This window comes from Arenicella sp. 4NH20-0111 (assembly GCF_040366405.1).
Classification (GTDB): Bacteria; Pseudomonadota; Gammaproteobacteria; order Arenicellales; family Arenicellaceae; genus Arenicella.
Map to the genome: position 1 here is coordinate 247,903 of NZ_BAABWF010000002.1, position 25,601 is coordinate 273,503.

A 25,601-nucleotide genomic window follows, 5' to 3' on the forward strand; every position below is an offset into this window, starting at 1 on the left:
AAATTTATTGATGCTTCGTGTTATTGTTGGTATCCAGATTTACGAAGTCTGCAGAGCACGAAAACATGTGTGATCTCGGCCGGAACAAGATGTAGTACTGATATGGAAATGAAATTAATAAGCATCCTAATACGATTTAGGTATGCCTTGGCTTTAACCAGCCTGGTGTTGACCGCTCTTATCGCATTCGGCATTAAAAACCTCTATTTAGAAACCGACTACAAAATTTATTTTGAAGAGGGCGAACCTCAACTGGTCGCCCACGAGTTCATGGAGGATACCTACACAAAGACGGATAATTTGGCCATCATGATCCGAGCTCAGGATGGTGAATTATTTACTGAAAGAATGATGGGTTTGGTGTTTGATATCACCGATAAAGGTTGGCAAACACCCTACGTTATTCGAGTGGATTCCGTCACTAATTTCCAACACACATCGGCTGATAACGATGACTTATTGGTACGTGATTTAGTGCTCGAATTAGACGAATTGACTCCCTCAAGACTCAGTGAACTTAAGAGCATTGCTCTTTCTGAGCGACAAATCCATAAGCGCCTGGTTTCATCTGACGGTTCGACGGCCTTGGTTAACATTGCGCTGGAGTTACCACCCGAAGTCGACCCTAATGCATCCGCCGAAGAGCAGTCCATTCAGCGCGCGGCTAGAGATAAATCTCATTCGGAAGTTGTGGCCTATGGAAACCAGGTGATAGACGAGATCCGGGCAGTCAATCCCGATGTTGAAATGCATCTAACTGGAGTGTCCGTAATCACAAACAGTTTTGCATCGTCGTCAGAAAAGGATGGAACTGAATTGGTTCCTTTGATGTATTTGATAATTTTAATCGCGCTCGCTGTGTTTTTGAGATCAGCTGGAGCGGTGGTTGGAAGTCTTCTGGTCATTGCTTGTGCCAGTGCCGCGTCCTTGGGGCTAGGGGGATGGGTGGGTTATGCGTTGAACGCTGTCAATGTGACCACGCCGACCATTGTATTGACCATCGCTGTGTGTGACGCTGTTCACCTATTGGCAGTCTATCTACGAAACCTTGGTATGCAGATGGAGCCTGAGGAGGCGATGAGCGAAAGTCTGCGTTTGAATATTCAACCAATTACACTGACCAGCGTCACCACTGCCATTGGTTTTTTAACGCTTAATTTTTCCACGTCACCGCCTTTTGTTGAAATGGGTAATATGACGGCCATGGGAGTTATTTGGGCATTAGTCCTTACGTTCACACTTTTGCCCGCAGTGACTCTATTGTTGGTAAGAAAGCGTAAGCCTTCTGAAACAAACGACCGTTTCCTCACAGGGTTTGCGGAGTTTGTGATAATCCATCGACATAAAGTGCTCACTTTAACGTTGATAGCGGCTGTTTCACTGATAGCGCTAATACCTCTTAATGTTATCGATGACGATCCCATTACGTATTTTAAACCCGGGGTCCCTTACCGAGACGCTTCTGAGTTTTCCTTGAAATATATGCCCACTGTTAAGGACATGAATTTTAATATCGATTGTGGCGCTCCAGCTTGTGTAAATTCACCCAAATTTCTAGAAAATTTGGATAGATTTCGACTCTATCTAGAAAGCCAAACTGGTGTGGAGCATGTCGGGACATACGTTGATGTCATCAAGCGTTTGAACAAGAGCATGAATGGGGATCAAGACTCGTTCTACGTTATTCCTGAACGTGCCGATATGGCAGCTCAATATAGCTTGATGTATGAAATGTCACTGCCGTATGGGCTCGACTTAAATAATATGCTCAATTTGGATAAATCATCCACTAAGGTGATGGTGTTTACCGATAACATCACGAATGGAGAGCTTATCGCGCTTTCAAACCGAGCGAAGACCTGGCTTGAATCGAATTTCGAAAGTGAGGTTTCTCCTCCAGGGAGTATCAGTCTGATGTTTGCTCACGTCGGGGAAAACAACATCCGATCGATGCTCTGGGGAGGCGTGCTGGCGGTTATTGCAATCACGATTACCATCCTGATTGCTCTACGATCTTTGGGGTACGCTTTAATAAGTATGATACCGAATAGCTTGCCAGCATTCATGGCATTCGGCATTTGGGGGGTATTGGTAGGGCAAGTAAATATGGCCGTTGCGGCGGTGTTCAGTATTGCCTTGGGGATTCTTGTCGATGACACGGTTCACTTTATCAGCAAATATCGGCGCGGTCGTCTTGTAAAAGGGTTTAGCCCGGAAGAGTCGATCCATTATGCATTCAACAACGTAGGTTCTGCACTTATTATCACCACGTTTGTTCTTTCAATTGGATTTGGGTTACTTGCTACCTCGGATTTTAACTTGAATGCGATGGCGGGCATGCTAACGACCATTACGATTGTCATCGCCCTGGTATTTGACTTTTTGATCCTGCCGCCAATCTTGATGCTGTTCGATCGAGATACTAAACTTAATGCCTAATAAAAAATCAACCAAGAAACAGTACTAGATAGCTATGCCATTAGTTCACGAAAGAATAGACGTTACGATCGAAGATCATATTGCTCAGATTAAGTTTGCTCGACCAGAGAAAATGAACGCACTTGATGCCAAGATGTTTGAGGCCATTGCCATGGTTGGCGAATTGCTAGAAGCAGATTCGTCCATCAGAGCCGTTGTTGTGTCAGGCTCGGGCGGAAATTTTTGCTCTGGTTTGGATAAATCAAACTTCGAAGGGTTGTTGCAACAAAAAGGTGTGTCCGTTGATGGAGGTGAAAAGCCAACCCGCTTAGCGGAGAGAACTCATGGTATAGCAAATCTGGTTCAACACGTCGTTTGGATGTGGAGAGAGTTACCTGTTCCGGTAATTGCAGCGATCGACGGTGTGGCTCTCGGAGGTGGTCTGCAAATTTGCCTAGGTGCGGACATTCGGGTAGCCGCGCCAGACAGCCGTTTTTCCATACTGGAAATGAAGTGGGGGATTATCCCTGACATGAGTAGCTCCCAGATCATGCGCCACCTAATCAGAGATGATGTAATTCGTGAGTTAACCTACACGGCTAGGCTTTTTTCCGCAGAGGAAGCTAAACAGTGGGGGTTTATCACACATATCAGTGATGACCCGCTGAAACACGCTTTGACGCTGGCCGAAAATATTGTTGATAAGAACCCAGACGCCATTCGTGCGGCCAAACGTGTCATTGAGCAGAGTTACCATCAGACTCCCGCTCAAGGGCTGCTGGCGGAGTCGGTTGAACAAGATAAAATCATGGGAACCGCAAACCAAATTGAAGCCGTGATGGCCGCGTTACAAAAACGGAAACCGCAATTTAGCAATTAGCGATATAAGTAGTTAGAATAGATCGAATGGGAACCGTTACCTGAGATGGTAGGCGGTGGCTTTTAATAATGAGGAAAGAATGAAAAAATTAATAACCGCTGCAACCATGGCAGCAATATCACTGGTAAGTATTAGCACGAGTCCGATTGTATATGCTGGGCCTACTATGACAACGACCGTTGATAAAGTGCGTGTTAGACCGTTTTTAGCATACGTTAAACTGGCCAATTGCCCTAAGTATAGCCAGATTGCATTGGACACTGAATACGATTTGGCAATGTTCACCGTGGCCTTGACCGCGGCGGCTTCCGGGCAGACTGTGAACGTAGAGTTCGTTGACCCTCTGGGTTGTCAGGCAGAGTCAAAGTTTGTCTATTTTGAAGTGGATTTTTAGGCTAATTGCGTTTCTTGGATAGGCGAATTTGTTATCAAATCGTCATTATGCCGGTATGACTTAGTACAAGTCAGGAAGGCGAGCATTTGAGGGTAGGTAGGTTGGTGAGAGTAAACGCTTGTCTACTCTCACACAGTAGTGTTTTCTAGGTGGTAGCTTGGAGGGTATCTTTTAGAAATATATTAACTTCAGACCAAGCTTCCTCAGCAGAACCCTGCCCCATATTGAACAAGTGCCAGTCATGAATTTGATTTTTCCAAATCTGAAATTTGATGTTCGATCCAGAAACGCGCGCTTTATTCACATAACGGTTTGCTTCTCCTAGCAACATTTCATTTGTGCTCGCGTGAATGAGTGTGGGGGCTAGATTAGAAAGGTCTTGAAACAAAGGAGAAGCCAATGGGTTAGCTGGGTTGATGCGCATACTGGCCAGTCCAATCCAGGCTCGTATTGGTGATGGTATTTTGCTAAGTAATCCTAACCCTTCGCCCAAAATTTTGTCTGAGCGGCGATGTTTTACTATTGTTGGAGACGACAAAGTCATGTCGGTAGAGGGGGAGAACGCGACTACGGCATCAGGCTTTTTGTCCGCTCCTTGTTTGCTCCAAGCGGAGAGCATAAGAGCCAGATTGCCTCCAGCAGAATCGCCAGCCACGACGAGTTTTTCCACTTCAGATGGTCCTTCAGGTCCATTCTTTAGAATCCATCTATAGGCTTGTTGTGAGTCTTCTATACTAGCGCCGCGTTTATGTTCAGGCAGCATTCTATAATCCACGGAAAGAACCACTCCGTTGGTTAGTTTTGCGAGCTTGTCACAAAACTTTCTGTGCCCCTTAGGGCTTCCGAAAAGGAAAGCGCCGCCATGCAAAAAAAGAATACGTTTTTGGTGATTGCTTCCTTCTCGAACGGCCCATTCACAGCGGACGCCGTTGGCGTTAACCTCATGAAACAAAGTGTCGGTTTCTAGGTCATCAGAGAGCTCATCGGCGAACTTTCGAATTGTTCGCATGCCCTTTTTTAAGGATTTCCCATCTTTTACAGATTGGCGTACCTCACGAATGGTGCTTAAAAAGCCCTTGGTTGCCTCTTCATCAGCGTCATGAGACTCAAACACCTCCGCGGCAGGGGTGTCGTACATGCTTAGATCTGGTCCGCTTAAGTACAACGTTGCAATAAAATACAGAACAGCAAGGACTACAATAATAGTTAACAGCATGAATTTTGTTCTAAGTTAGTGTCAGATAAGGTGAATTGTAATGATTAATACCGCCAAATAGTGGATTTTCAAGTAGCGGGCTCAAACGCTTTTGTGGGTTTGGCGGTAATTGCGAGGTGTTTTTCCAGTCCAGGCCTTAAATGCTCTGATAAATGCACTGGGTTCGGAAAACCCCACCATGATTGCTATATCTTCCACCTTGTGTTCACCATCAAACAGTAATTTTATGGCAATGTCTCTTCGGGTTTGCATTTTAATTTCTTTGAAGGACAAGTTTTCTGCCATTAGTCGTCGGTGCATGACCTGTTGACTGAGCTTAAAGTGTTCGGATGCTTCGCGAAGTGTTGCTCTGTAATTACCCTGTTTTATATTTCGTTCTAGCCACTGTCTAACCTGATCGCTAATAACACGATAGTTTTTGGGTTGATATAGCAGTGAAAGGTTTGTGCCTCTTAGGTATTCATCGAGTGTTTCAGGCGTCTGGGTTATTGCTGTTTCAAGGTGTCGGGCTTTAAATTGTATGGCAGCCGTGTCTTGATCGAACAGAATGGGGGCTCCATAGTAAAGCTGTTCATATTCCTTATGAATGGTGGGTTGTTCATGATCTAGCAGCACCCGTTCAAGACTTAGAAACTGGCCGCCTACCCAACAATGAAAGCGATGTATCGAGGATAGTATGGCCGAGACAAGGTAGTTATTGACTGGTTTGAACGAGGGATTGCGGGTCAGCGTGTATTCACATATCTCGCCGCTGACGACAACCGAATGTTGATAGCCATTGTTGAATAGGTTCCAAAAATTCGCACTGCGTTTAAGTGATCTCCCGATAGTCCGAGCGCTGATTGAAGCGCGGCTCATCATTGCAAAGCTGCCTAGGGCTTGTTGTCTCTCTCCCAGGCCTAGATATTCGTCATCCAGCGTCATCATGGATTCTCTAGCAAATGCCGCAAATGCATCCAGTGGAACTCGACTGTTCTGTTGCTTAACAGACAGTCCTGAGATTCCTTGCTCCAAGAGCATGGACGTGCATTCCAAGCCGCGAGTTTCGGCTCCTTCCAGAACCATAGCAAGCCATTTGATGTCGATTGAAAATTCTCTCATCCGACAATTAAAGCACATTTGGGCTCTTCATTTAATAATATTTGAACATTTTGACAATACATTTTGCCATTGAGTGGTAACGCCTTCCAAGTAGAATGGAGCCAGTTATTAAACAGCAACCTGTGAGACTTTTATGACCAATAGCGCTTATATATATGACGCCGTACGTACCCCGCGCAGTAAGGGCAAATCTGATGGTACTTTACATGAAGTAAAACCGATTGATTTAGGCGCAGGCTTATTGAACGCATTAAAAGAGCGTAACGACTTAGATACATCGTATGTGGATGATGTTGTTATGGGGTGCGTTTCTCCCGTTGCAGAGCAGGGCAGCGATATTGCTAAAATGATTGTCCAGAATGCTGGGTGGGATGAATCTGTCGCGGGAGTTCAGCTTAACCGCTTCTGTGCGTCAGGTCTTGAAGCAATTAATACGGCTGCCGCTAAGGTTGTGGCCGGCTGGGATCAGCTCGTGGTCGCCGGCGGTATTGAATGCATGTCTCGCGTACCCATGGGCTCCGATGGTGGCGCGATGGCGGCCGATGCGGCCTTTGCTATTAAAGAAAATTTTGTGCCTCAAGGGATTGGAGCAGATGCCATTGCTACTATTGATGGTTACTCAAGAGAAGACGTTGATGCCTATGCGCTGGAGTCTCAAAAAAGAGCGGCTAGCGCGCGCGATAACGGATGGTTTGATGGATCAGTGGTGCCTGTCAAAGATTTGAATGGCGTGACCATTCTTGAGCGTGATGACTTTATAAAGCCAAACTCAACAATGGATGGACTTGGGGCGTTGAGAGCGTCTTTTGCGGAAATGGGTAAGTACGGTTTCGATGACATACTATTAAAGAAATACAATACGCTAGATCGCATTAATCACGTCCATACGCCAGGCAACTCATCCGGCATCGTAGATGGTGCTAGCGCAGTATTGATAGGCACCGCGTCAGCCGGTAAAGATCTTGGTCTCAAACCACGAGCTCGAGTGGTCTCTACAGCGATAACGTCCACTGATCCGATCATTATGCTGACAGGCCCAGGCCCGGCGGCCAAGAAGGCTTTGAGGTCCGCTGGTATGTCAACGTCTGATATTGACCTTTGGGAGATTAATGAAGCCTTTGCATCAGTTGCTTTAAGGTATATGAGCGATCTTGATATCAGTCATGACGTAACCAACGTAGTTGGGGGTTCCATTGCGATGGGGCACCCATTAGGTGCGACTGGTGGCTGCATATTGAGTTCAATGCTTGACGAGCTAGAACGACGTAATTTACGCACCGGCATGTTGTCGCTTTGCGTTGGCGGTGGCATGGGTATTTCAACGATTATCGAGCGTGTGTAGAGGCAATAAAAATGAGTGTATTTAATTACGAAAAAGACCAAAACGGCATTGTGCTGGTTACCATGGATATGACTGGCCCAGTGAATGCAATGAACGCCGAATACCACGAGGCAATGACTGAGACCTTAGCCAAATTGGAGTCTGAGAGTAACCTGTCTGGTGTGGTAATTGCATCAGCGAAGAAAGTGTTCTTTGCTGGCGGCGACTTGAATGACTTAGTGGCTGCAAACCCTGATACAGTCGAAGATTTCTTTAATGCAACTGAGGCCATGAAAGCGGGATTGCGGAAACTGGAGCGTTTGCCAGTTCCTGTCGTAGCAGCCATTAACGGTGCCGCTCTAGGGGGTGGGTATGAGATATGTTTGTCCTGTAACTATCGACTTGCCTTTAATCATAAATCTGTTCAAATAGGGCTCCCAGAATGTTCATTGGGGCTCTATCCAGGCGGCGGCGGTGTGGTGCGGTTGACTAAGTTGTTGGGTGTTGAGAAGGCACTGCCATACATACTTGAAAGTAAGCGCATTAACCCAGAAAAAGCTCTGTCTGCTGGGATGATTGATCAGACTGTTGATAGCCTAGATGAGTTGGTGCCAGCGGCAAAGCAGTGGATACTAGATAATGTTGAAGACTCAAATGCCGCTGTACAACCATGGGACAGAAAGGGATACAGAATTCCTGGCGGAGCGGTAAATAGCCCTCGTAACGCTCAGCTCGCGGTGATGGGGCCAACAATGTTGCACCAAAAGACCCGAGGGCTTATGCCTCAGATGACGGCTGCTATGGATGTCGCATTTCAAGCATCGATGTTGGACATAGATACGGCTTTGAGAATCGAAGGAAGAAATTTCGCGAAAGTTGCTACGGGCCCAGTGGCTAAAAATATGATTTCTGCCTTTTTCTTTCAGCTCAACAAGATTAATGGGGGTGCCAGTCGCCCGAAGGGGGTAGAACAACGTTTGACTAAAAAGGTTGGGATTCTTGGTGCGGGGATGATGGGTCAAGGAATCGCCTATGTTTCGGCCATGGCGGGCATTGAAGTTGTTCTTAAAGATATATCATTGGAAAGTGCTCAAAAAGGTAAAGCGTATACAGAGAAGTTGCTGGCTAAGCGAATTACGCGCAGTAAGATGAATGAGGCCAAAGCAAAGTCAGTATTGGATTTGATTCATCCAACCGATCGAGATCAGGATTTACAAGGTTGTGATTTAATCATTGAGGCTGTTTTTGAAAATATCGGTTTGAAGCATACGATTACCAAGGCTAGTGAAAAGTTCCTGTCTGAAGACGGTGTTTGGGGTTCAAATACTTCGACATTGCCAATAACTGAATTGGCTGAAGCGAGCCAAAAGCCTGAGAATTTCATTGGTATACACTTCTTTTCTCCGGTTGATAAAATGCCACTAGTGGAAATAATCTGCGGCGAAAAAACCAGTGATGAAGCTCTTGCTAAAGCGTTTGATTACACGATGCAAATTCGAAAGACGCCCATCGTTGTAAATGATTCTCTAGGATTCTTTACCTCCAGAACATTTGGAACCTACCTCGATGAAGCGGCCCATATTCTTACTGAAGGGGCTGATCCAGTTCGTATCGATAACTTAGGTCGCGCGATTGGTATGCCTGTCGGCCCCCTTCAAATTCAAGATGAGACAAGCTTGGAGCTAAGTCGCAAAGCTCAGGAAACCTGGGCCGAGATGGGAGTAACGGATAAATGGGGCAACGGTGATGTCATTCGCCGAGTTATAAAAGACATGATTACTGATAATGGTCGAGGAGGAAGGTATCATGGAGGAGGCTATTACGAATATCATGATGACGGAAGTAAAAATATATGGCCTGGACTCTATGATCTGTATTTCGATGATTCTTACGATATCTCGGATCAAGACATCAAAGACAGGCTCATGTTTAGGCAGGTAATTGAGGCTCTAAAATGCTTGGAAAGTGGTGTTTTACGTTCAGTGGCTGATGGAAACATTGGATCGATATTTGGAATTGGTGCTCCGGCCCATACGGGTGGGTTTATCCAATTCGTCAACACCTACGGGCTAGAGTCATTCATCGCTCGATGTGATGAGCTAGCGCTAAAGTATGGAGATCGTTTCACGTGCCCAGAGGTCGTAAAAATGAAAGCCGAAAGTGGAGAAAGTTTCTCTTAGGTTGGCCAGAGTAATGCCCGGAAATAGGCGTGGAGAGTCCTCGACAATTCACGCCTAAACTTGAATCTCATTGTAATGGAAACTGTTTATGATTCTTAGACTGCCCCAAGCTGTTTTATCCACACTATCCTCCAAGAAAAGGTTGCCAGATAGGACGTTTTTGGAGGAGGTTATGTGTCGAGTTTTACGGGATATGGTGACGTCAAGCGAGGGTAAAGGGGTAGCGTATCTTCGTCAGCAAATGGACAGTCTTCGGACGTTTAGCCCCAATATAAGTAAGGTGGTGTGTTCGGAAACTTTAGTAGAAGGAACGCGGTGTCTCGTGGTGACACCTAAGAACGGCCATGACAACACAACGGCTGTTATTTACCTTCACGGCGGCGGGTACGTAATGGGCTCGCCCGAAACCTATAAAGCGCTTGTTGCCGATATCTGCTTGGCGGCTAATTGTGAGGTTTTGGTTCCAGACTACCGATTGGCCCCCGAGGTCACATTTCCAATCCCTCAAGACGATTGTCTGCAGGTTGCGGAAAGCTACTTTTCAACACGCGGCGATAAGAAAAGGGTATTAGTGGGCGATTCAGCAGGAGGGGCTTTGGTGATATCAACGGCCTTAGCGCTAGCCGAAGTCGGTCAAAAGCTCGATGGAGCTGTGTTGATTTCGCCCTGGGTGGACCCAACTGCCGAGGGTGGCTCGATCGACGGTAATGCGGAACACGACTATCTCGCTGGACCGTTTTTACATGCGAGCATTGGCGCGCTTATGCGGAATCAAAATTTAAAGGATCCGCGCATCAACTTTAAAGATGCGGACCTCTCTGGTTTGCCCAGAACCTTAGTGCAGTTTGGGTCTGGGGAATTGTTTAATGATCAAATAAGCTGTTTTGTAGATCGAGCTAAATTGCAGGGAGTCGATATCGAAAGCCAGGTGTATTCAGATCAATGCCATGTGTTTCAATTTTTTACTGCAGTATCGAAAACGTCTAGGCAGGCCGTGGAGCAAATTGGACATTTCATTCGCTCCACCGCGCAGGCGGCTGGCTCCAGCTAGCCGTAAAATTCGACCGCATTGGGCAAGTCTTCGCGACCTACTTCAAATTGGTTTATTGATTCATTAGATTCGGCATAACCGAAAGATAAACCGAACATAATTGCGTTTTCTTCTGGAATGTTCGCCAGTTCGTGAACCGAAGCGGGGTACATTGCCAAGGCACCTTGAGGGCAGCTAGATAAGCCATTTTCGGTCATGAGTAGCATGATAGTTTGCAGGTAAATACCCATGTCTACCGCGTTAATTTCTTTCATCGTTTTTGGCATGGAGAAGAACGCGGCGTGGGGTGCACCGAAAAACTGCCAGTTGCGAAGCATTAATTCTTGGCGCTTCTGTTTTTCCTCGTATTTAATGTCCATAGAATCGTACAGAGAAATCGCGCATGCAATTTGGCGCTTTCGATACTGATCCTTCAGATCCTGGTCGCCTGGTTTGAAGTGAGGTGTTGGCGGTTTGCCCGCCATAATTTCACTTACCATGGCTTTTTCAATCCCATTTCGAGCCTCTCCCGAAACAACAACCACATGCCAAGGTTGAGTATTGCAATTTGATGGCGAGTCTTGGGCTTGCAAAAATATTTTTTCGATTAAGGCGCTATCGACAGCTTTGTCTTTGTAGGCTCTTACCGAACGGCGCTGTTTGATGGCGTCGCTTACATTCATTTGGTTTCTCCTTTAATGAGTTTCCCACTTAGTGGGTTTCGCGATCGATTGTACTAAGCTTAAAAAAAAGGGCAATGACAATACACTGTGATTTATTGATGAAAAATGCCTATAGATGGTAATTTGTTGCCTCGTCATGATATGTTTTGTCAATTAATGGCCCCCTCTAGTCATTTCATAATTATTGAGGGATTTGTAAAATGTTTACCAGATAATTACTGTCATAGAGTCACATAGTTCGACGTCATACGTTGGGCCTCTAAATCGCCAAGTCTTTCAGAGTAACTGTTGGCGACTCTATAAGCTTGACTTCACTCAAAAAGAGGCACTGGAAGTCATTTTAATAACTAATTAAGCGGAATTTTAGTCATGCGAAGTTTTACCGAAGAACAAAACATGTTTCGTGAAGCGTACAGAAAGTTTCTCGAAACAGAAATAACTCCTAATATGCCTAAATGGCGCGAGGCTGGCATTGTTGATCGTGTTGCATTTAGCAAGGCGGGGTCACAAGGGTTCTTAATGGTATGGCCCGAGGAAAAATATGGAGGGATGGGTGACGACGATTTTCGTTACGAGCAAATAGTCATCGAAGAAACGGTTCGTCAGCAGTGCGGAGAGTGGTTTAATACACTGCATAGTCGATTAGTAGGGCCTTACTTATACAAGTACGCAAACGAAGAGCAACGCGAACGTTTTTTACCACCCTGTGTCAGTGGCGAGAAAATTTTAGCCGTCGCCATGACGGAACCAGATGCCGGTAGTGACCTATCTGGAATGAGAAGTACGGCGCGAGACGCTGGAGATCATTTTGTATTGAATGGTTCTAAGACCTACATATCAAACGGGATTTTGGCCGATTTAGTCGTTGTCGCTGCAAAACTTGAGGGAGCAGAAAGTTCTCATGCCATGATTCTTATGGTGGTTGAGCGTGGAATGGAAGGTTTCGAACGTGGCCGCAATTTGGATAAGATGGGCCTAAAAGCACAGGATACGGCTGAGCTTTTCTTTAACAATGTAAAGGTACCCAAAGAAAATATTCTTGGAGAGCCAGGCAAAGGATTTTTCTATTTGATGGAAGGGCTTGCTGAAGAACGCTTGATCAATGCTGTTGGAACAATTGCTAATGCTAGAAAAGCGTTTGATGTAACGCGAGAATTTGTCATGCAGCGTAAAGCGTTTGGCAAAAAAGTGTCTGATTTCCAGAATACGCAATTTAAAATGGCGGAAATGGACACTGAGATTGAGGTGGCCCAGGTCTACCTTGATTATTGCGTTGAGATGCATAATGCCGGCAAGCTCACCGCCAACATGGGTGCGAAACTCAAGCTCTTAGGTGCTGAAATTGAGTGGAAAATGATGGACTTAGGTGTGCAACTTCATGGAGGTGCTGGTTACATGCAGGAATACGAAATTTGTCGTATGTTTACCGATGCTCGGATAAGTCGAATTTACGCAGGGACTTCTGAAATAATGAAGTTAATTTTGGGTAGAGAGATATTTTCAGAGGACTATAAAAGCATCCTCTCTTGATGCGGATTGGATAACACAGCGAGAGTTAAAATCCACCTTTTTTGGAATTTTAACTCTCACTTTTATTTGGCTGTTTTATAAGCGTTTTCTTGGTCGTTTTCTCTGTATTACAGAATATGCGGATATATTAAAGTTGACCTAGAATCTTCGCTGCTGTGCAGTTCAGAAGCGTTTCGTCCTAACGGAGTGGACTGACTGCTTTCATTTCGAACTTCACTGGCCCGTTGTAGTGCGGCCATCTGATGTTGCCACATCTGTAAGGTGCTCATTGTTTTTTTAGACCTCACTGCACTGTTAATAACTTCTCTACGATTCGGCATGATTATCGTTTCCCTCTTTAAACCTCATTTCGATCCGAATACAAGTGTCATCTGTTTTTGTTTGTGCATCAATTACACCCAATTACACTAAAAAGACAGAAAGTTGCCCCTAACACTTGCTTCCCAATGATTACAGTATGGGCAGATAAAAAAAGAAATTCTTCACCCATTTGGATGAAATTTTTGCTTTTCTATTTTCTCCATCTTAAGAATTACTCTAAAAACCCTGTTTAAATTGATGTTTTATTTGTATATTCAGTGATGTTGGAATATTGGTTATAGTGTGTTGAATGCTTAAATTCATCGAATTGGTTAGGTATCACGGATGTTAGAGAAAATAATAAAAGAAAAATCATCTGCTCAAATAGGATTCATCATCGCTTTGCTGGCGACGTTTTGCTATTCCTTGAAGCCTATTATCATAAAACTAATTTACCAGTACGAAGAGGTGACCAGCGAAGATGTTCTGGCATGGAGGGTTATAATATCTCTTCCGATTTACATCGTTGTTGGTGTTTGGGTGCTCAAAAGAAAGTTTGGTGGCGAGGAATCTGCTGATTCTGAGCAGGGCGGCTCAATTGCTTCTAAACCTTGGTTTTGGAAAACCGTCTTGCTCGGTGCGCTAGGGTTCTATGTGGCGGCGCTGCTTGATCTTATAGGATTGCATTACATATCGTCTCAATTGGCAAGACTAATATTGTTTACTTATCCTACTCTTGTCGCGATTCTAGGGTGGCTTATCTATCGTCAGAGTATCAGTCGGACGGTCATGATCGCTTTAGTATTATCTTACATTGGAGTAGGGCTTATTTTTGCTTATGACTTCAATAGTTTGGGCGACAAGGTGATCTTCGGGTCTGTCATGATGTTTTTATCGGTATTAGCATTTTCTCTATATGTGCTTCTCAGTAAAAAAATTATTGATCAGGTTGGTGGCGCAGCATTTACGGTTGTTGCGATGCTTTCAAGCGGGGTCTGTATCCTTATTCATTTTCTCATCAGTGCACAGACGTTTAACTGGTTGTCCATGAGCTCTCCTGCGTTTTGGCTAATCACACTAATGACCATTGTCACGACGGTAATTCCTAGTTTTTTGATCGCAGAAGCTATTTCATTGGTAGGACCTCAAAAAACCTCGATTGCGGGCACGGTGGGTCCCGCTATAACATCAGTTTTTGCCGTACTGCTACTCGGTGAAGCTTTTGGGGTTATGCAATTCGCAGGAATTGTGCTGGTGGTTGTGGCAATTACCTACATGCAACGTGAGTCCGCTAAGCCTGTGGAACCCAAAGAGATAACGTCCACCTCATAAATTTACCTCAAATGGGTGATTGTCGAAGTCGTGAACTGGATTTATAGTCTATCTATGCTATGTTAAAATCTGTGAATTAACGACACCATCAGCGGTCTGGTGGGATAGCGAATACAGTTTGTTGCTATTTAGCCGTTATTAAATGAAATTTCACTGACATTTGGCTAGATTCTTGTTTGTTAAGTGGTTTTATCATCACGATTGTTATTGGGTTCAATCGTCTTAGGTCGATTGCGTGTACTTAAAGTTGGGTCAAATACGAGGGGTTTATCGTGCATGTCATGATAAAAACATTGATATCCGTGTGTGTCGAATTCGCACACAGGATCTTAAAATATTCTTGCTTAGAAGGATGGATTATGAAACACGGAGTAAATGGCTTTTATGGTGTTACTAATGTGCAACGAAAATTGCATAAGCATTGTAAAGTTTTGGTTGTCGTTTTCTCCTTTACGACGTTGGCGGTGATTAATTCACACGAAGTTTATGCAGAAGATGACGCAGCGCCGACATTTGCGGTAACGGACTTCTTAATTGAAGGTGACAATCCTTTATCAACGTCGCGATCTAACAGAATTCTCCAGCCGTTCCTAAATCGAAACATTGATATTGCCGAGCTGCGCCTTGCCGCAAACGAATTAGAAAAAGAGATGGCTCGCAAGGGTTATAACTTTTACCGCACCACGCTTCCTCCACAGGTTTTAGATTCTGGAACCGTAAAGTTGGGCGTCAAGAAAGTGGATATAGGCAACGTTTCTGTATTGGGAAATCAATTTTTCTCTAATTCAAATATAAAGCGCAGTTTACCGTTGATTTCAGAAGGTGCTAGTCCCAATACTCAAAACATTGCGACCGCATTATTATTAGCAGAAGAAAATCCTGCAAAAGACATCAGGGTTGTTTTCGTGAAAGGTAAACAACCACAAACAGTTGATGCGAATATCACCGTTAAGGATAAAAATCCAAATGAATTTTTCGTCTGGGCGAATAATGCCGGGAGTCAAAATACATCGCGGTCTAGGTTAGGTCTTCAATATCATAATCGAAATTTGTTTGGCATAGACCACCAGCTGTCCTTGAGTTACTCGTTATCGCCAGAAGAGCCGAGTGAGCTAAGGCAATATGGTATCAATTATCGAGTCCCCTTTTACGGAACCCGCGGCTCTGGTAACTTTTTCTATTCTAAGTCTAACGCAGACACTGGCCGTGTGGCTGATGTGTTTGACGTCAGTGGTGCTGGTGAAACAATTGGGGCCAGTTACACGCAGTTTTTGAATAAAGTAGGCCGTTATCAACACAGGTTAGCGGCGAACATAACTGATAAGTTATTTGATAGCGATATTCTCTTCAATACACAAAATATTGGCAACGATGTTCGAGCTCGCCCGTTGAGCATTGAGTACACCAGCCGCTATGACCAGTCTAATTGGGCTTTCAATTCTGTTTTAACAGCAACAACAAATATGTCCGGTGGGAAGTTTAACGACGATGCCAGCTATGCGGCATCTAGAGCCGGTGCAAGCCAGGATTGGGATAAGTTAAATGTGACATTAAATTATGATCATCGATGGAATCGTGAGTGGAGAGGGCGAGTTGTGTTTTTCGCTCAAACGTCATCTGACCCTCTAATATCCGGAGAGAAATTCGGCTTAGGCGGCAGCTTAGGGAGTGTTGGTCCTCGAGGATTTTTAGAACGCGAAGTCACGGTAGATAAAGGATATAAGTTTTCGTTAGAAGCGAATCGGAGTTTTAAAAATGGCAAGTTTCAGCTTGGCGCGTTTTTTGATTACGGTACAGGAAAACTAAATAACGTACAGGTTGGTGAACGTGAAGAGGAAACCTTATCTAGCGTTGGGCTTTCGTTTGGCTGGAATTTACGTAGAGATGTAGCATTGAGTTTAGATTACGGGTACGTCCTTGATGGCGTCGAGATAGACAGTGGCGCATCGGCATCGGCATCGGCATCGGCTTCAGTGGATGGTGATGATCGAGTGCATCTCTCGATTCGTTATTACCCTAAATGGCCGTTTAGCGGAGCTTCCAGTGGAGGCCTATAATGTTAGAAATAAAGGTGAATGCTGTGCTTAAAAGAAGAGCTGTTATAGCGTCTGTGTTCTGTATTTTGATTAGCACTGTTTCCTTCGCTTGGGCTGACTTAGGCGCACCTATTGGCGAAATTGCTCTTGCTAAAGGTGTTGCTACGGCCCGGTCTGATTTGCGTGACCTCACCTCGTTAGCAAAAGGTTCCCCAGTCTATTCGGGAGACATTCTAGAAACCGCATCAAGAAGCTTCTTAGTAATCAAGTTTTCAGATGGCGGCAAGATCACTCTGCGGCCTGAATCACGGTTTGATATTGAAGAATACGACGCCACCCCTGGCCAGGAGAAGGAGTCTTTTAAACTGCTCAAAGGAGGCTTAAGAGCTGTGACTGGGGCCATTGGAAAAAACAAGCCACAGCAAGTAAGTTTTAAGGCAAAGAACACCACAATCGGCATTCGAGGTACTACTTTTGTAATCAAAATATGTGAGCCTGGAACCGACGGTTGCAGAGCCTCAGATGGAGGCCCGTTGAGCGATGATGAAGCCAAGGAGAAAGTCGATATTTTTGTTGTCGATAAAAACGGGGGAAGTAAGCAAAAAATCACGCGCCAACAATTACAGCAAATATTGGAAGGCGTCTACATCGCCGTTTTCGATGGTGGTGTGAGGGTGGGTTTTGGACAAAAATTTGTTGATATGAACACTGGAGATAAGTGCATGATGGGTGGTGGTGGCGCCGTCGAGTGTTTTACCAATGGCATAGATCTGAACACCGCTGATGTGTATTTGACTGAGTTAATAGAAGACATTACCGAGTTTAATTTGTTTGATGATGCAGAGATAAGTGTGGGGAATACAATATGCGAAATCAACTAATTCGGGATGTAAGAGGTGGAGGGGTAAACAAGATGGGTAGCACAATGAACAAGCAACTTAGAAAGAGCAAGGTTGCGCTTTGCGTAGCGTCACTTTGTTTTGGTACTGCGGTTACTGCAGGTCCAACCGGAGAAGAAGTCGTTCATGGCACGGCGGAAATTTCACGCCAAGGAAATCAAACAAGTATACGAAATAGTGATGGCGCAATAATAAATTGGCAAGACTTTTCTATTTCTCAAAACGAATTGGTTCAGTTCCTTCAAAGCGGTGCTGATTCTTCGGTGTTAAATAGAGTCATTAGTGGCATCCCATCTGAGATATTGGGCGGTTTAAATTCTAATGGCAGAGTCTTTTTGATAAACCCGAATGGGCTTGTCATTGGCGATGGCGCTAGGATAGACACCGCCGCATTCATTGGGTCAACATTGAATATCACTGATGACAACTTCAAGGCTGGTAATTTGAGGTTTGAAGGTGATTCTGGAAAGATCGAGAATCACGGATACATCGCTTCAGGCCCTGGCGGTGAAGTTGTATTAATCGCACCATCGATTGAAAACCATGGGCTTATTCAAGCTGATGATGGCAGAATTTTACTTGCGGCTGGGCGTGAGGTCACGCTTCATTCATTGAATGAGGGGGGAGTTTCCTATCGTGTTTCTGCGCCAGAGGACTCGGTTTTGAATGTCGGAGAACTTGTGGCGTCTAATGGCTCTGTCAAAGTGTTTGCCGACCAAATTTTTCAGACAGGGACTATTTCGGCGAATAGAGCCTACCGTAATGCGGAAGGCCAGATTGTTCTTGAAGCAGATGATAGCTTACACGTTAGCGGCAATATTACCGTCACGGGTGAAGGAGTAAGTGGAGGAAGTTTGCATTTGCTTGGTGATCAAGTCGATCTTGAAGGAGCAAATATTAGTGCCAATGGAACCAGTGGTGGCGAAATTTTAATTGGTGGCGACTATCAAGGTAATGGCGACGTTAAGAATGCTCAAAATACAAACGTAGACGAAGAAACTGTAATCTCCGCTGATGCTGCTCAGGTAGGCGACGGCGGTACAGTGATTATATGGTCTGATGACACGACTAATTCATTTGGTCAGATCACGGCTAGAGGTGGATCGGAGCGGGGCGATGGCGGCTTCGTTGAGACGTCGGGCAAGAAAGTACTTAATTTTGGTCAACCGGTGGATGTCAGTGCCACAGAGGGTATTGCCGGAACATGGTTGTTGGACCCTGAAGACATCACGATTGGAGACAGCGAGGCGGAATCGATTTCAACGTCGCTTAATGGTGGCTCCAACGTTGAAGTTCGTACCAGTGATGAAGGTGAGGGCGAAGGTAATATTTATGTAAATTCGGCTATTACCAAAACTGAAGGCGACGAGGGAGTCACATTAACGCTGGATGCACATAATAGAGTTGAGGTTAACGCTCCAATTACCACAACCGCTGGCCCGTTAAATGTGACGATAAAAACTGGTCGTCAGGTTGCAGCCGTTGATACTCAAACGGACCAAGAAGAGCCTAGCTCTCAAGAGGAGCCGGATGATGAATCGGATGTAAATTCTGGCAATGAAGAGGCGGTTGAGCAAGAGAGCGCCACTGAGGTAGAGACAGGAGAGACAACAGGTTCAGATTCATCGGATGAGCAAGATGAACCATCTAATCCTGACGATGCCAAAGAGAATGATGAGGCGGTTGTAAACGAAGAAGAGGACGAAACTCAACCATCTTCAAGTTCTGATGAAACAGAGGGTAACGAGACTTCTGAAGCAGAAACACCTGACGCAGAAACGCCTGACGCAGAAACACCTGACGCAGAAGCACCTGACGCAGAAACACCTGACGCAGAAGCACCTGACGCAGAAGCACCTGACGCAGAAACACCTGACGCAGAAGCACCTGACGCAGAAACACCTGACGCAGAAACACCTGACGCAGAAGCACCTGACGCAGAAGCACCTGACGCAGAAGCACCTGACGCAGAAGCACCTGAAGCAGAAGTACCTGACGCAGAAGTACCTGACGCAGAAGTACCTGACGCAGAAGTGCCTGAATCAGAAGTGCCTGAAGCAGAAGTACCTGAAGCAGAAATGCCTGAAGCAGAAGCACCTGACGCAGAAGTACCTGAAGCAGAAGCACCTGACGCAGAAGCACCTGACGCAGAAGCACCTGAAGCAGAAGCACCTGAAGCAGAAGTACCTGATCAAAACTCTGGTGAATTTAATTCCTTCAATGAGGAAGGCGGCCAGCAAGTCGTTATTTCGGCTGAAATTTCCACCGGCGGCGGCGTTCTTACAATTGACGCAGGCGAAGAAGGTGACGTGATAGTGGCGTCCGACATCAGAACCTCAGACGAAGGGGAGCAAGAGGCCGGCGACGTTACGATTCAAGGTGAACGCATTGCGTTGATTGATGACGCAGAAATAGATGCGTCTGCTGAAAGCGCTGGAGATATAAAAATTGGTGGTGGGCTTCAAGGGCAAGATGAATCCGTTAGAAATGCCCATACTTCGATTGTTACCGAAGGTAGTTCCATTACCGCTGATGGCGGCGAAAACGGGAATGGCGGATCGATCATAGTTTTTTCCGAAAACACGTCAGTCATTAGTGGTAATTTGAGCGCAAGAGGTGGTACTGAGTCTGGTGATGGTGGGTTTATTGAAACATCAGGGTTGGAAAATTTGACCATTAGCGGAACGCCTAATGTCGGCGCGAATAATGGTGATGGCGGAGAATGGTTGATTGACCCTCATAATATTTTAATCAGCGACGTTCCGGATGATAGTACACTCGACGTAGACGCATCGATGGGAACCGGTTATACGGGCTTTACACCCTCGATTGCAGCCACAAGTCCCACCATAAATTTATCTGACATTCTTGCGGGCTTAAACAATGGTGACGTAACAATATCCACTACTAATTCTGGCAACACTGGTTCAGATGCTGGGAATATCACGATCACGTCCTCGATGAATGGCTGGTTATTGAATGGGCCTAATCCTGATGGTTTCGGAACTGGGGCTGATCTTAATGGGACGCTCACGTTAAACGCAGACAATGACATAAACTTCCAAGCAACGGTGAACATTGCGAGCTATTCCGGTCTGTATGCGGCAAGTCGAAACGTAAATTTCGACTTTAACGCCAACCGCGACATTAATATCGATAATTCAATTAATCTGGAAGGTAATATAGATTTTGACGCAGGACGTTCGATTAATGTTAATGCAGATCTGAATGCCTCGAACGCATTGTTCAATACAGGTACCGGTGACATCACGTTTAATGGTGAACTAAGTAGCGCCGGTGATTTGACGATCACGAGTTCAGGCGGTGGACTTAATGCCAATCTGATTGGAATGAGTGGCCCACAAAATGACGTTAACGTTGGCGGAGACATCAATATAAACGTCGCTGATGATGTGAATTTAAGTCGAAATTTATATGCAAATAGTGGTTCGATTAGCATTGCAACCAATAGTGGAGATATCACTACTGGGCTTGACGGTAACGGAGCTTCCTTTGAACTCTATAGTCAAGGTACGATGAACATCTCGACAGCGACGGGCGATATTAATTTAACCTCCTCACAGAACGTGTTCGACGGAGACATTAATATAGAGGCCACCGCTGGCAGCATTACCGGAACTGGCAGTGTTCAAGCTAGCGGCGATGTCAATCTCACAGCGGGGCAAAATATCGTTGTAGACTCCTATGTTGCATCCAATGGATTTCCATCTGGAGACATTACTGTGTCTGCTGGTAACGATCTCACCGTACTAGATTCGGTCTCAACGTATGGTGACATATTGTTGCGTGCAGATGCTAACAACTCGGGTAGCGGGGATGTGACCATTACCAACGCTCAAGGTGCGGAACAAGTTGATATTGCGATCGGTCGATACGGTTCTTCCTACTCTGCAGAACAGGTTGTCGTTCAAGGAAATAATATCAAGATTGAGAGCGTAGGGTGTTCGAATTATGAGTGCTCAGGTGGTATTCGATTCGACGCGAATAACCTAACGTTAGATACGGCATCCAGTGTTGCCGGTGGCGATATAACCATTATTGCTAATTCAGACGTTAGAGCCGTAGGTGATTCATCGGCTAGCGTTACAGTAAATACAACGCAAACTTTGAATGTTCTAGCTGGTCGAAACTTTGATCTGACGTCTGGCGACACTGTGTACGCTGATGCGGCAATGGATGTGGTTAATTTTCATGACGGTGGCGGCGGCATGATTAATCCAAACTTCAGCAATCAAGTAATTGTGTCTGGATTAGGCACTCAGAATTTCGAGGCGCAAAGCCTGAACATTAAGACCGGTGTCGGTGCGAATTCGAATGTGTTGTTATTGTTGAATGACCCCAATGCCAGTTTTAACCCCATTCCTGCGGGCTCGTCGGTACAGACATTTGATGTTGATAATTTGAGCATTGATTCAAGAGGCACACTCACGTTTGCCAGTGGAGCTACTCAGGATTTAGGTGGCAGTGCTAATATTCACAGTTGGGAAACACAATCGATCGACGTTTCCAATGACCTTACGATGAACGGAATTAACTTCCCTGCCATCGGTGGCCCACGAACTAGAGTAAACTTCTTTGACGTGCAAGGTGAATCGGCAAACGCGGCTATCACGTCATTTGGCAGTCAAAATATTAATGTCGGAGGGACGTTGACGCTGGACTCAGCAGAGATAGCATCGACCACTCGCATCACTGAGTTCAGCCCAGGGCTGTTTGATGTCGCGCCACCAGTTAATTCAGCCAGTTCCATTACCACTGCAAACTTGGTCGTAAATAATGGCCGCATAGCTTTGGAGAGAGACCCAAGTGTCGATAGCAGTACATTTACTCTCACTACAACCGGTCTTAATAGCAGCATTAATGGCAGAGTGAATTCTGTTGCAAATCCGCAGGATGTTGCTTTTCATTTAGATGGCGTTACATGGAGCAATTCTGGAAACGTGCGTTGGGAGTCGGGGTCAGTCGTCGTTACGGACCAGACTTTTGTTAATCCAGATTCAAATAGCCAAATACCTCCAGACTTGATGATTAAAGTCCCGACTTCTGGCGTCGCAAATGCTGTTTCTACCAGTGGCGTTGTTTCGATACAAAACTCAGGTAGATTCGAAATGAATTCTGAGGAAGGCGTTTTTGAAATAACGCATTTGGATGCATCAGGAAACCCGGTGGCTGGAGTGTTTGAAAACACAGGTGAATTCGTTCGAACTCAAGGAGCAGGAACTTCAGTGCTCGGGTTTAATCTCAATAATAATGATGGCTTGGTTGCGGTCGATACGGGCACACTGGAGTTTGGTCCTCACACCGTCACGCAAACGGGCAGTAACGCTCAAATTCTAGTTGCAGGTGGCAACATTAGTGCCACTGGTGGGCTGTTTGACTTGAAGGGAGGCTTCTTGAGCGGTGGCACATCGACAGTTGCAGGTATTGCTTCTGGAGGAGCCGTGAATGGTGATGTAAATATTCAAGACACCACCATCGATCCAGGGTTTTCACCTGGAACGCTAACCATTAACGGGGACTTAGATGCATCCGCCGGAGGAAACACGTTTGTCATTCAAATTGACAACGAAACCGGCGAATTCGACCAAGTAATTGTCAATGGCAATGTCAATATTCCTGCGACAGCCGGAAACACTATTGACGTCAGTCAATTGGGTGAATTCGACCCGGATTTAGCCAATTCAGTAAGTGAGGATTTCACGATTATCACGGGCAATACCGGGAACATTGATGGTTCCATTGTTGGCTTTGCAAATGACGATGGCACGGTCACTAATGGTGTGTTGACATCCACTGGTCCCAGTGTGACTACCACATTTACGCGGGCCGCTGTGGTACCACCACCTGAGCCGGAACCGGTCCCTGAACCAGAACCTACGCCTGACCCGGAGCCTACGCCTGATCCTGAGCCTACGCCTGACCCAATTCCGGAACCAGAGCCTACACCTGATCCTGAGCCTACGCCTGAGCCAGAAGTAGTTATCATTGATGACGAGCCGATGGTCTTACCCACGGATGTAATAGCGATTATCGTGAATTTGAGTGAGGATGAACAGGAGGCCTACCTAGAATCAGAACGAGTCAAACGCTTTATTAAAACGGTTAACATGTGTTTGGCGACAAGTTAGTTTTTTAGGATTGCCAGAGAGGAAAGGCCTTGCAGAGTTAATTTTGTAAGGCCTTTTGCGTTTAATTATTTACAGGGTGTAGTTCAATGCAGCGTGGTTTATTAATACTATTTGGCTTGCTTTCGACAATGTTGCTGGTTTTTGACCAAATAGATCAAGAGTTTGATGTGTTTGGTTCGAAGTTTTCTTTGGATTTGGGATTCGTTGATGCGCTAGAGCGTAAGGCCTATGATTTACGCATAAATCTGTCAGCGAGAGAGGCTTCTCATAATACCGTTATCATCATCGACATAGATGAAGAGAGTTTGTTAGCTGAAGGACAATGGCCTTGGCGCAGAGCAAAGGTTGCTGATCTGGTTGATAAACTGTTCGACGATTATGAAATTGAGACCTTGGGTTTTGATGCGGTTTTCGCCGAGCCAGAGAATAGTTTTTCCCGTGATCAAATAGTACGTGCTTTGGAAAGCGATACCTTAACTCTGGAAGACATGGAGGCGGAGTCGGGAGATGCGAAATTCGCAAAGGCGCTGGAAGATCGATCTATTGTGATGGGTATTGTCTTCGAGCCCGGAGCTGAGGATAACGACCAGCCTGAGAGCATCGGTCAGCTACCACCGCCCATGTTTTCTGACGATGATGTTGAGAATGAAAATTTGTTGCAGGAGACGGGCGCACTCACGGCGGCAAGGTATACTGCAAACTTGCCCATGTTTCAAGAAGCCGCGGGCGAGGCCGGCTTTTTTTCGATCTTGTTGCAGGATCCTGATGGAATTATCAGACGAGTAGGCCTGTTAAATAAGTACGAAGGCCGTCTTTACGCCAGTTTGTCCTTGAAATTGGTTCAGGCCTATTTTCTAGATGAACCGCAACCTGTGTTCGCCGATAAAAATTACACCACGGATGATTATAATTCATTCGAGGCTATTGAATTTTTGATGCTTGAAGAGCCTTTGAGATTAGATGAAAATGCCGGCGTTTTCGTGCCCTATGCGAAGCCCGGAGAAGGCTTTGAGTACGTGTCTGCTACCGAGATTTTACGTGGAACTTATCAAGGTGATATCAAGGGAGCGATAGCCATATTAGGAACGTCGGCTGCGGGTCTGGTCGATAGAAGGTCGACCCCCGTTGCTCCAGCGCTATCCGGTGTTGAAGTTCACGCCAACGTTGTAGCGGGTATTTTGGATGGTGAATTTAGAGTTCGACCTGCTTGGGCAATAGCCGCTAATGTGGTGGGGATTATTATCCTCGGTATCGTATTAAGCGTACTGTTTCCTTATCTATCAGCATTTTGGAGCGCGAGTGTCTTTGCAATCAGTAGTGCCGCCGCCATTTGGTTAAATTGGTATATGTGGACTGATAAAAATCTAATCTTAGCGATCGCTCCCGCGCTATTTTTGATCAGCTTTTTGTACGTCATGACGACGGTGGTCGGTTTTTTTATGGAGTCGGCAGCCAGAAGAGTTACTCAAAAAATGTTTGGCATGTATGTGCCTCCAGAAGTTGTTGCCGAAATGCACGACACGGAAGACATATTTTCTCAGAAACCTGAGCGTAAATTGATGACGGTGTTGTTTACCGATATTCGAAATTTCACTACTCATTCTGAGAGCATGAGCCCAGAAGATTTGGCTGAGTGGTTAAATGACTTTTTAACGCCCATGACAACAATTATTCATAAACACAAAGGCGCCATCGATAAATACATGGGTGACGCTATCATGGCGTTTTGGGGCGCACCTCTTGACGATGATGATCATGCGGAGCATGCAGTTGATGCAGCAAAGGAAATGATCGACTATCTGGATACTTTGAATGCGCATTATCGCCGAAAAGGGTGGCCGGAAATTGCGATTGGAATAGGGCTAAATACCGGAGATATGAGCGTTGGAAACATGGGGTCTGAGTTTAGAATGGCCTACACCGTTGTTGGAGATGCGGTTAATCTAGGTTCACGACTTGAAGGCTTAACTAAACAATATGGCGTTCCTATTATTGTGAGTGAATACACGATGAATGCAGTCTCCAATTATGAGTTTGAACGGTTAGATCATGTTAAAGTCAAAGGAAAGACCGAAGGCGTGACCATTTTTAGCATTGGAGAAAAGCAGTGATAATTATTTGTCGTGTTCTTA

Annotated in this window: 16 protein-coding genes; 12 read left to right on the plus strand and 4 right to left on the minus strand. The window is 45.4% G+C overall.

Annotated elements, in window-relative coordinates; genetic code table 11:
• The first annotated feature begins 108 nt into the window (after window positions 1-108).
• The 3 genes from ABWW54_RS05130 to ABWW54_RS05140 all read left to right on the plus strand — a co-directional run bounded on the left by ABWW54_RS05130 (window position 109) and on the right by ABWW54_RS05140 (window position 3,692).
• Window positions 109-2,439, plus strand: a complete 2,331-nt coding sequence (locus ABWW54_RS05130; RefSeq protein WP_353410830.1) for an efflux RND transporter permease subunit — start codon at window positions 109-111, stop codon at window positions 2,437-2,439.
• Window positions 2,440-2,473: 34 nt separating this feature from the next.
• Window positions 2,474-3,298 (plus strand): crotonase/enoyl-CoA hydratase family protein, encoded by an 825-nt coding sequence (locus ABWW54_RS05135; RefSeq protein WP_353410832.1) that lies wholly within the window; start codon window positions 2,474-2,476, stop codon window positions 3,296-3,298.
• Between the two features lie 79 nt (window positions 3,299-3,377).
• Window positions 3,378-3,692 carry a hypothetical protein gene (locus ABWW54_RS05140; protein ID WP_353410834.1) on the plus strand — a complete coding sequence of 105 codons (315 nt, stop codon included), beginning with the start codon at window positions 3,378-3,380 and terminating at the stop codon, window positions 3,690-3,692.
• A gap of 145 nt (window positions 3,693-3,837) precedes the next feature.
• Here the strand turns inward: ABWW54_RS05140 and ABWW54_RS05145 are convergent, their stop codons facing one another.
• Window positions 3,838-4,908, minus strand: coding sequence for an alpha/beta hydrolase (locus tag ABWW54_RS05145; RefSeq protein ID WP_353410836.1), 1,071 nt, complete (start codon window positions 4,906-4,908; stop codon window positions 3,838-3,840).
• Between the two features lie 81 nt (window positions 4,909-4,989).
• A complete protein-coding gene (locus ABWW54_RS05150; protein WP_353410838.1) occupies window positions 4,990-6,009 on the minus strand; it encodes an AraC family transcriptional regulator in 1,020 nt (339 codons plus the stop codon).
• Between the two features lie 133 nt (window positions 6,010-6,142).
• Between ABWW54_RS05150 and ABWW54_RS05155 the strand changes: the two genes are divergently transcribed.
• The 3 genes from ABWW54_RS05155 (at window position 6,143) to ABWW54_RS05165 (ending at window position 10,561) form a co-directional block, all read left to right on the plus strand.
• Window positions 6,143-7,351 carry an acetyl-CoA C-acetyltransferase gene (locus tag ABWW54_RS05155; protein WP_353410840.1) on the plus strand — a complete coding sequence of 403 codons (1,209 nt, stop codon included), beginning with the start codon at window positions 6,143-6,145 and terminating at the stop codon, window positions 7,349-7,351.
• Between the two features lie 11 nt (window positions 7,352-7,362).
• Window positions 7,363-9,510 (plus strand): 3-hydroxyacyl-CoA dehydrogenase NAD-binding domain-containing protein, encoded by a 2,148-nt coding sequence (locus ABWW54_RS05160; protein WP_353410842.1) that lies wholly within the window; start codon window positions 7,363-7,365, stop codon window positions 9,508-9,510.
• Between the two features lie 172 nt (window positions 9,511-9,682).
• Window positions 9,683-10,561 carry an alpha/beta hydrolase gene (locus ABWW54_RS05165; RefSeq protein ID WP_353410844.1) on the plus strand — a complete coding sequence of 293 codons (879 nt, stop codon included), beginning with the start codon at window positions 9,683-9,685 and terminating at the stop codon, window positions 10,559-10,561.
• Here the strand turns inward: ABWW54_RS05165 and ABWW54_RS05170 are convergent.
• Window positions 10,558-11,223: a nitroreductase gene (locus ABWW54_RS05170; protein WP_353410846.1), complete on the minus strand. Its 666-nt coding sequence runs from the start codon at window positions 11,221-11,223 to the stop codon at window positions 10,558-10,560. The genes ABWW54_RS05165 and ABWW54_RS05170 overlap by 4 nt on opposite strands.
• Before the next feature lie 369 nt (window positions 11,224-11,592).
• On the opposite strand from ABWW54_RS05170, the gene ABWW54_RS05175 reads away from it, so the two are divergent.
• On the plus strand, window positions 11,593-12,753 hold the full coding sequence (locus ABWW54_RS05175; RefSeq protein ID WP_353410848.1) for an acyl-CoA dehydrogenase family protein: 1,161 nt from the start codon (window positions 11,593-11,595) through the stop codon (window positions 12,751-12,753).
• 107 nt (window positions 12,754-12,860) lie between these two features.
• Here ABWW54_RS05175 and ABWW54_RS05180 read toward each other — a convergent pair whose 3' ends face one another.
• Window positions 12,861-13,073, minus strand: a complete 213-nt coding sequence (locus tag ABWW54_RS05180; protein WP_353410850.1) for a hypothetical protein — start codon at window positions 13,071-13,073, stop codon at window positions 12,861-12,863.
• A 325-nt stretch (window positions 13,074-13,398) separates the two neighbouring features.
• Between ABWW54_RS05180 and ABWW54_RS05185 the strand changes: the two genes are divergently transcribed.
• The 5 genes from ABWW54_RS05185 (at window position 13,399) to ABWW54_RS05205 (ending at window position 25,580) form a co-directional block, all read left to right on the plus strand.
• Window positions 13,399-14,385: a DMT family transporter gene (locus ABWW54_RS05185; RefSeq protein ID WP_353410852.1), complete on the plus strand. Its 987-nt coding sequence runs from the start codon at window positions 13,399-13,401 to the stop codon at window positions 14,383-14,385.
• A gap of 359 nt (window positions 14,386-14,744) precedes the next feature.
• Window positions 14,745-16,442: a ShlB/FhaC/HecB family hemolysin secretion/activation protein gene (locus tag ABWW54_RS05190; protein ID WP_353410854.1), complete on the plus strand. Its 1,698-nt coding sequence runs from the start codon at window positions 14,745-14,747 to the stop codon at window positions 16,440-16,442.
• Window positions 16,442-17,302, plus strand: a complete 861-nt coding sequence (locus ABWW54_RS05195; RefSeq protein WP_353410856.1) for a FecR family protein — start codon at window positions 16,442-16,444, stop codon at window positions 17,300-17,302. The genes ABWW54_RS05190 and ABWW54_RS05195 overlap by 1 nt, the downstream gene beginning before the upstream one ends.
• A complete protein-coding gene (locus tag ABWW54_RS05200) occupies window positions 17,287-23,469 on the plus strand; it encodes a two-partner secretion domain-containing protein (protein WP_353410858.1) in 6,183 nt (2,060 codons plus the stop codon). The genes ABWW54_RS05195 and ABWW54_RS05200 overlap by 16 nt, the downstream gene beginning before the upstream one ends.
• A gap of 86 nt (window positions 23,470-23,555) precedes the next feature.
• Window positions 23,556-25,580, plus strand: a complete 2,025-nt coding sequence (locus ABWW54_RS05205; RefSeq protein WP_353410861.1) for a CHASE2 domain-containing protein — start codon at window positions 23,556-23,558, stop codon at window positions 25,578-25,580.
• The last annotated feature ends 21 nt before the right edge of the window (window positions 25,581-25,601 follow it).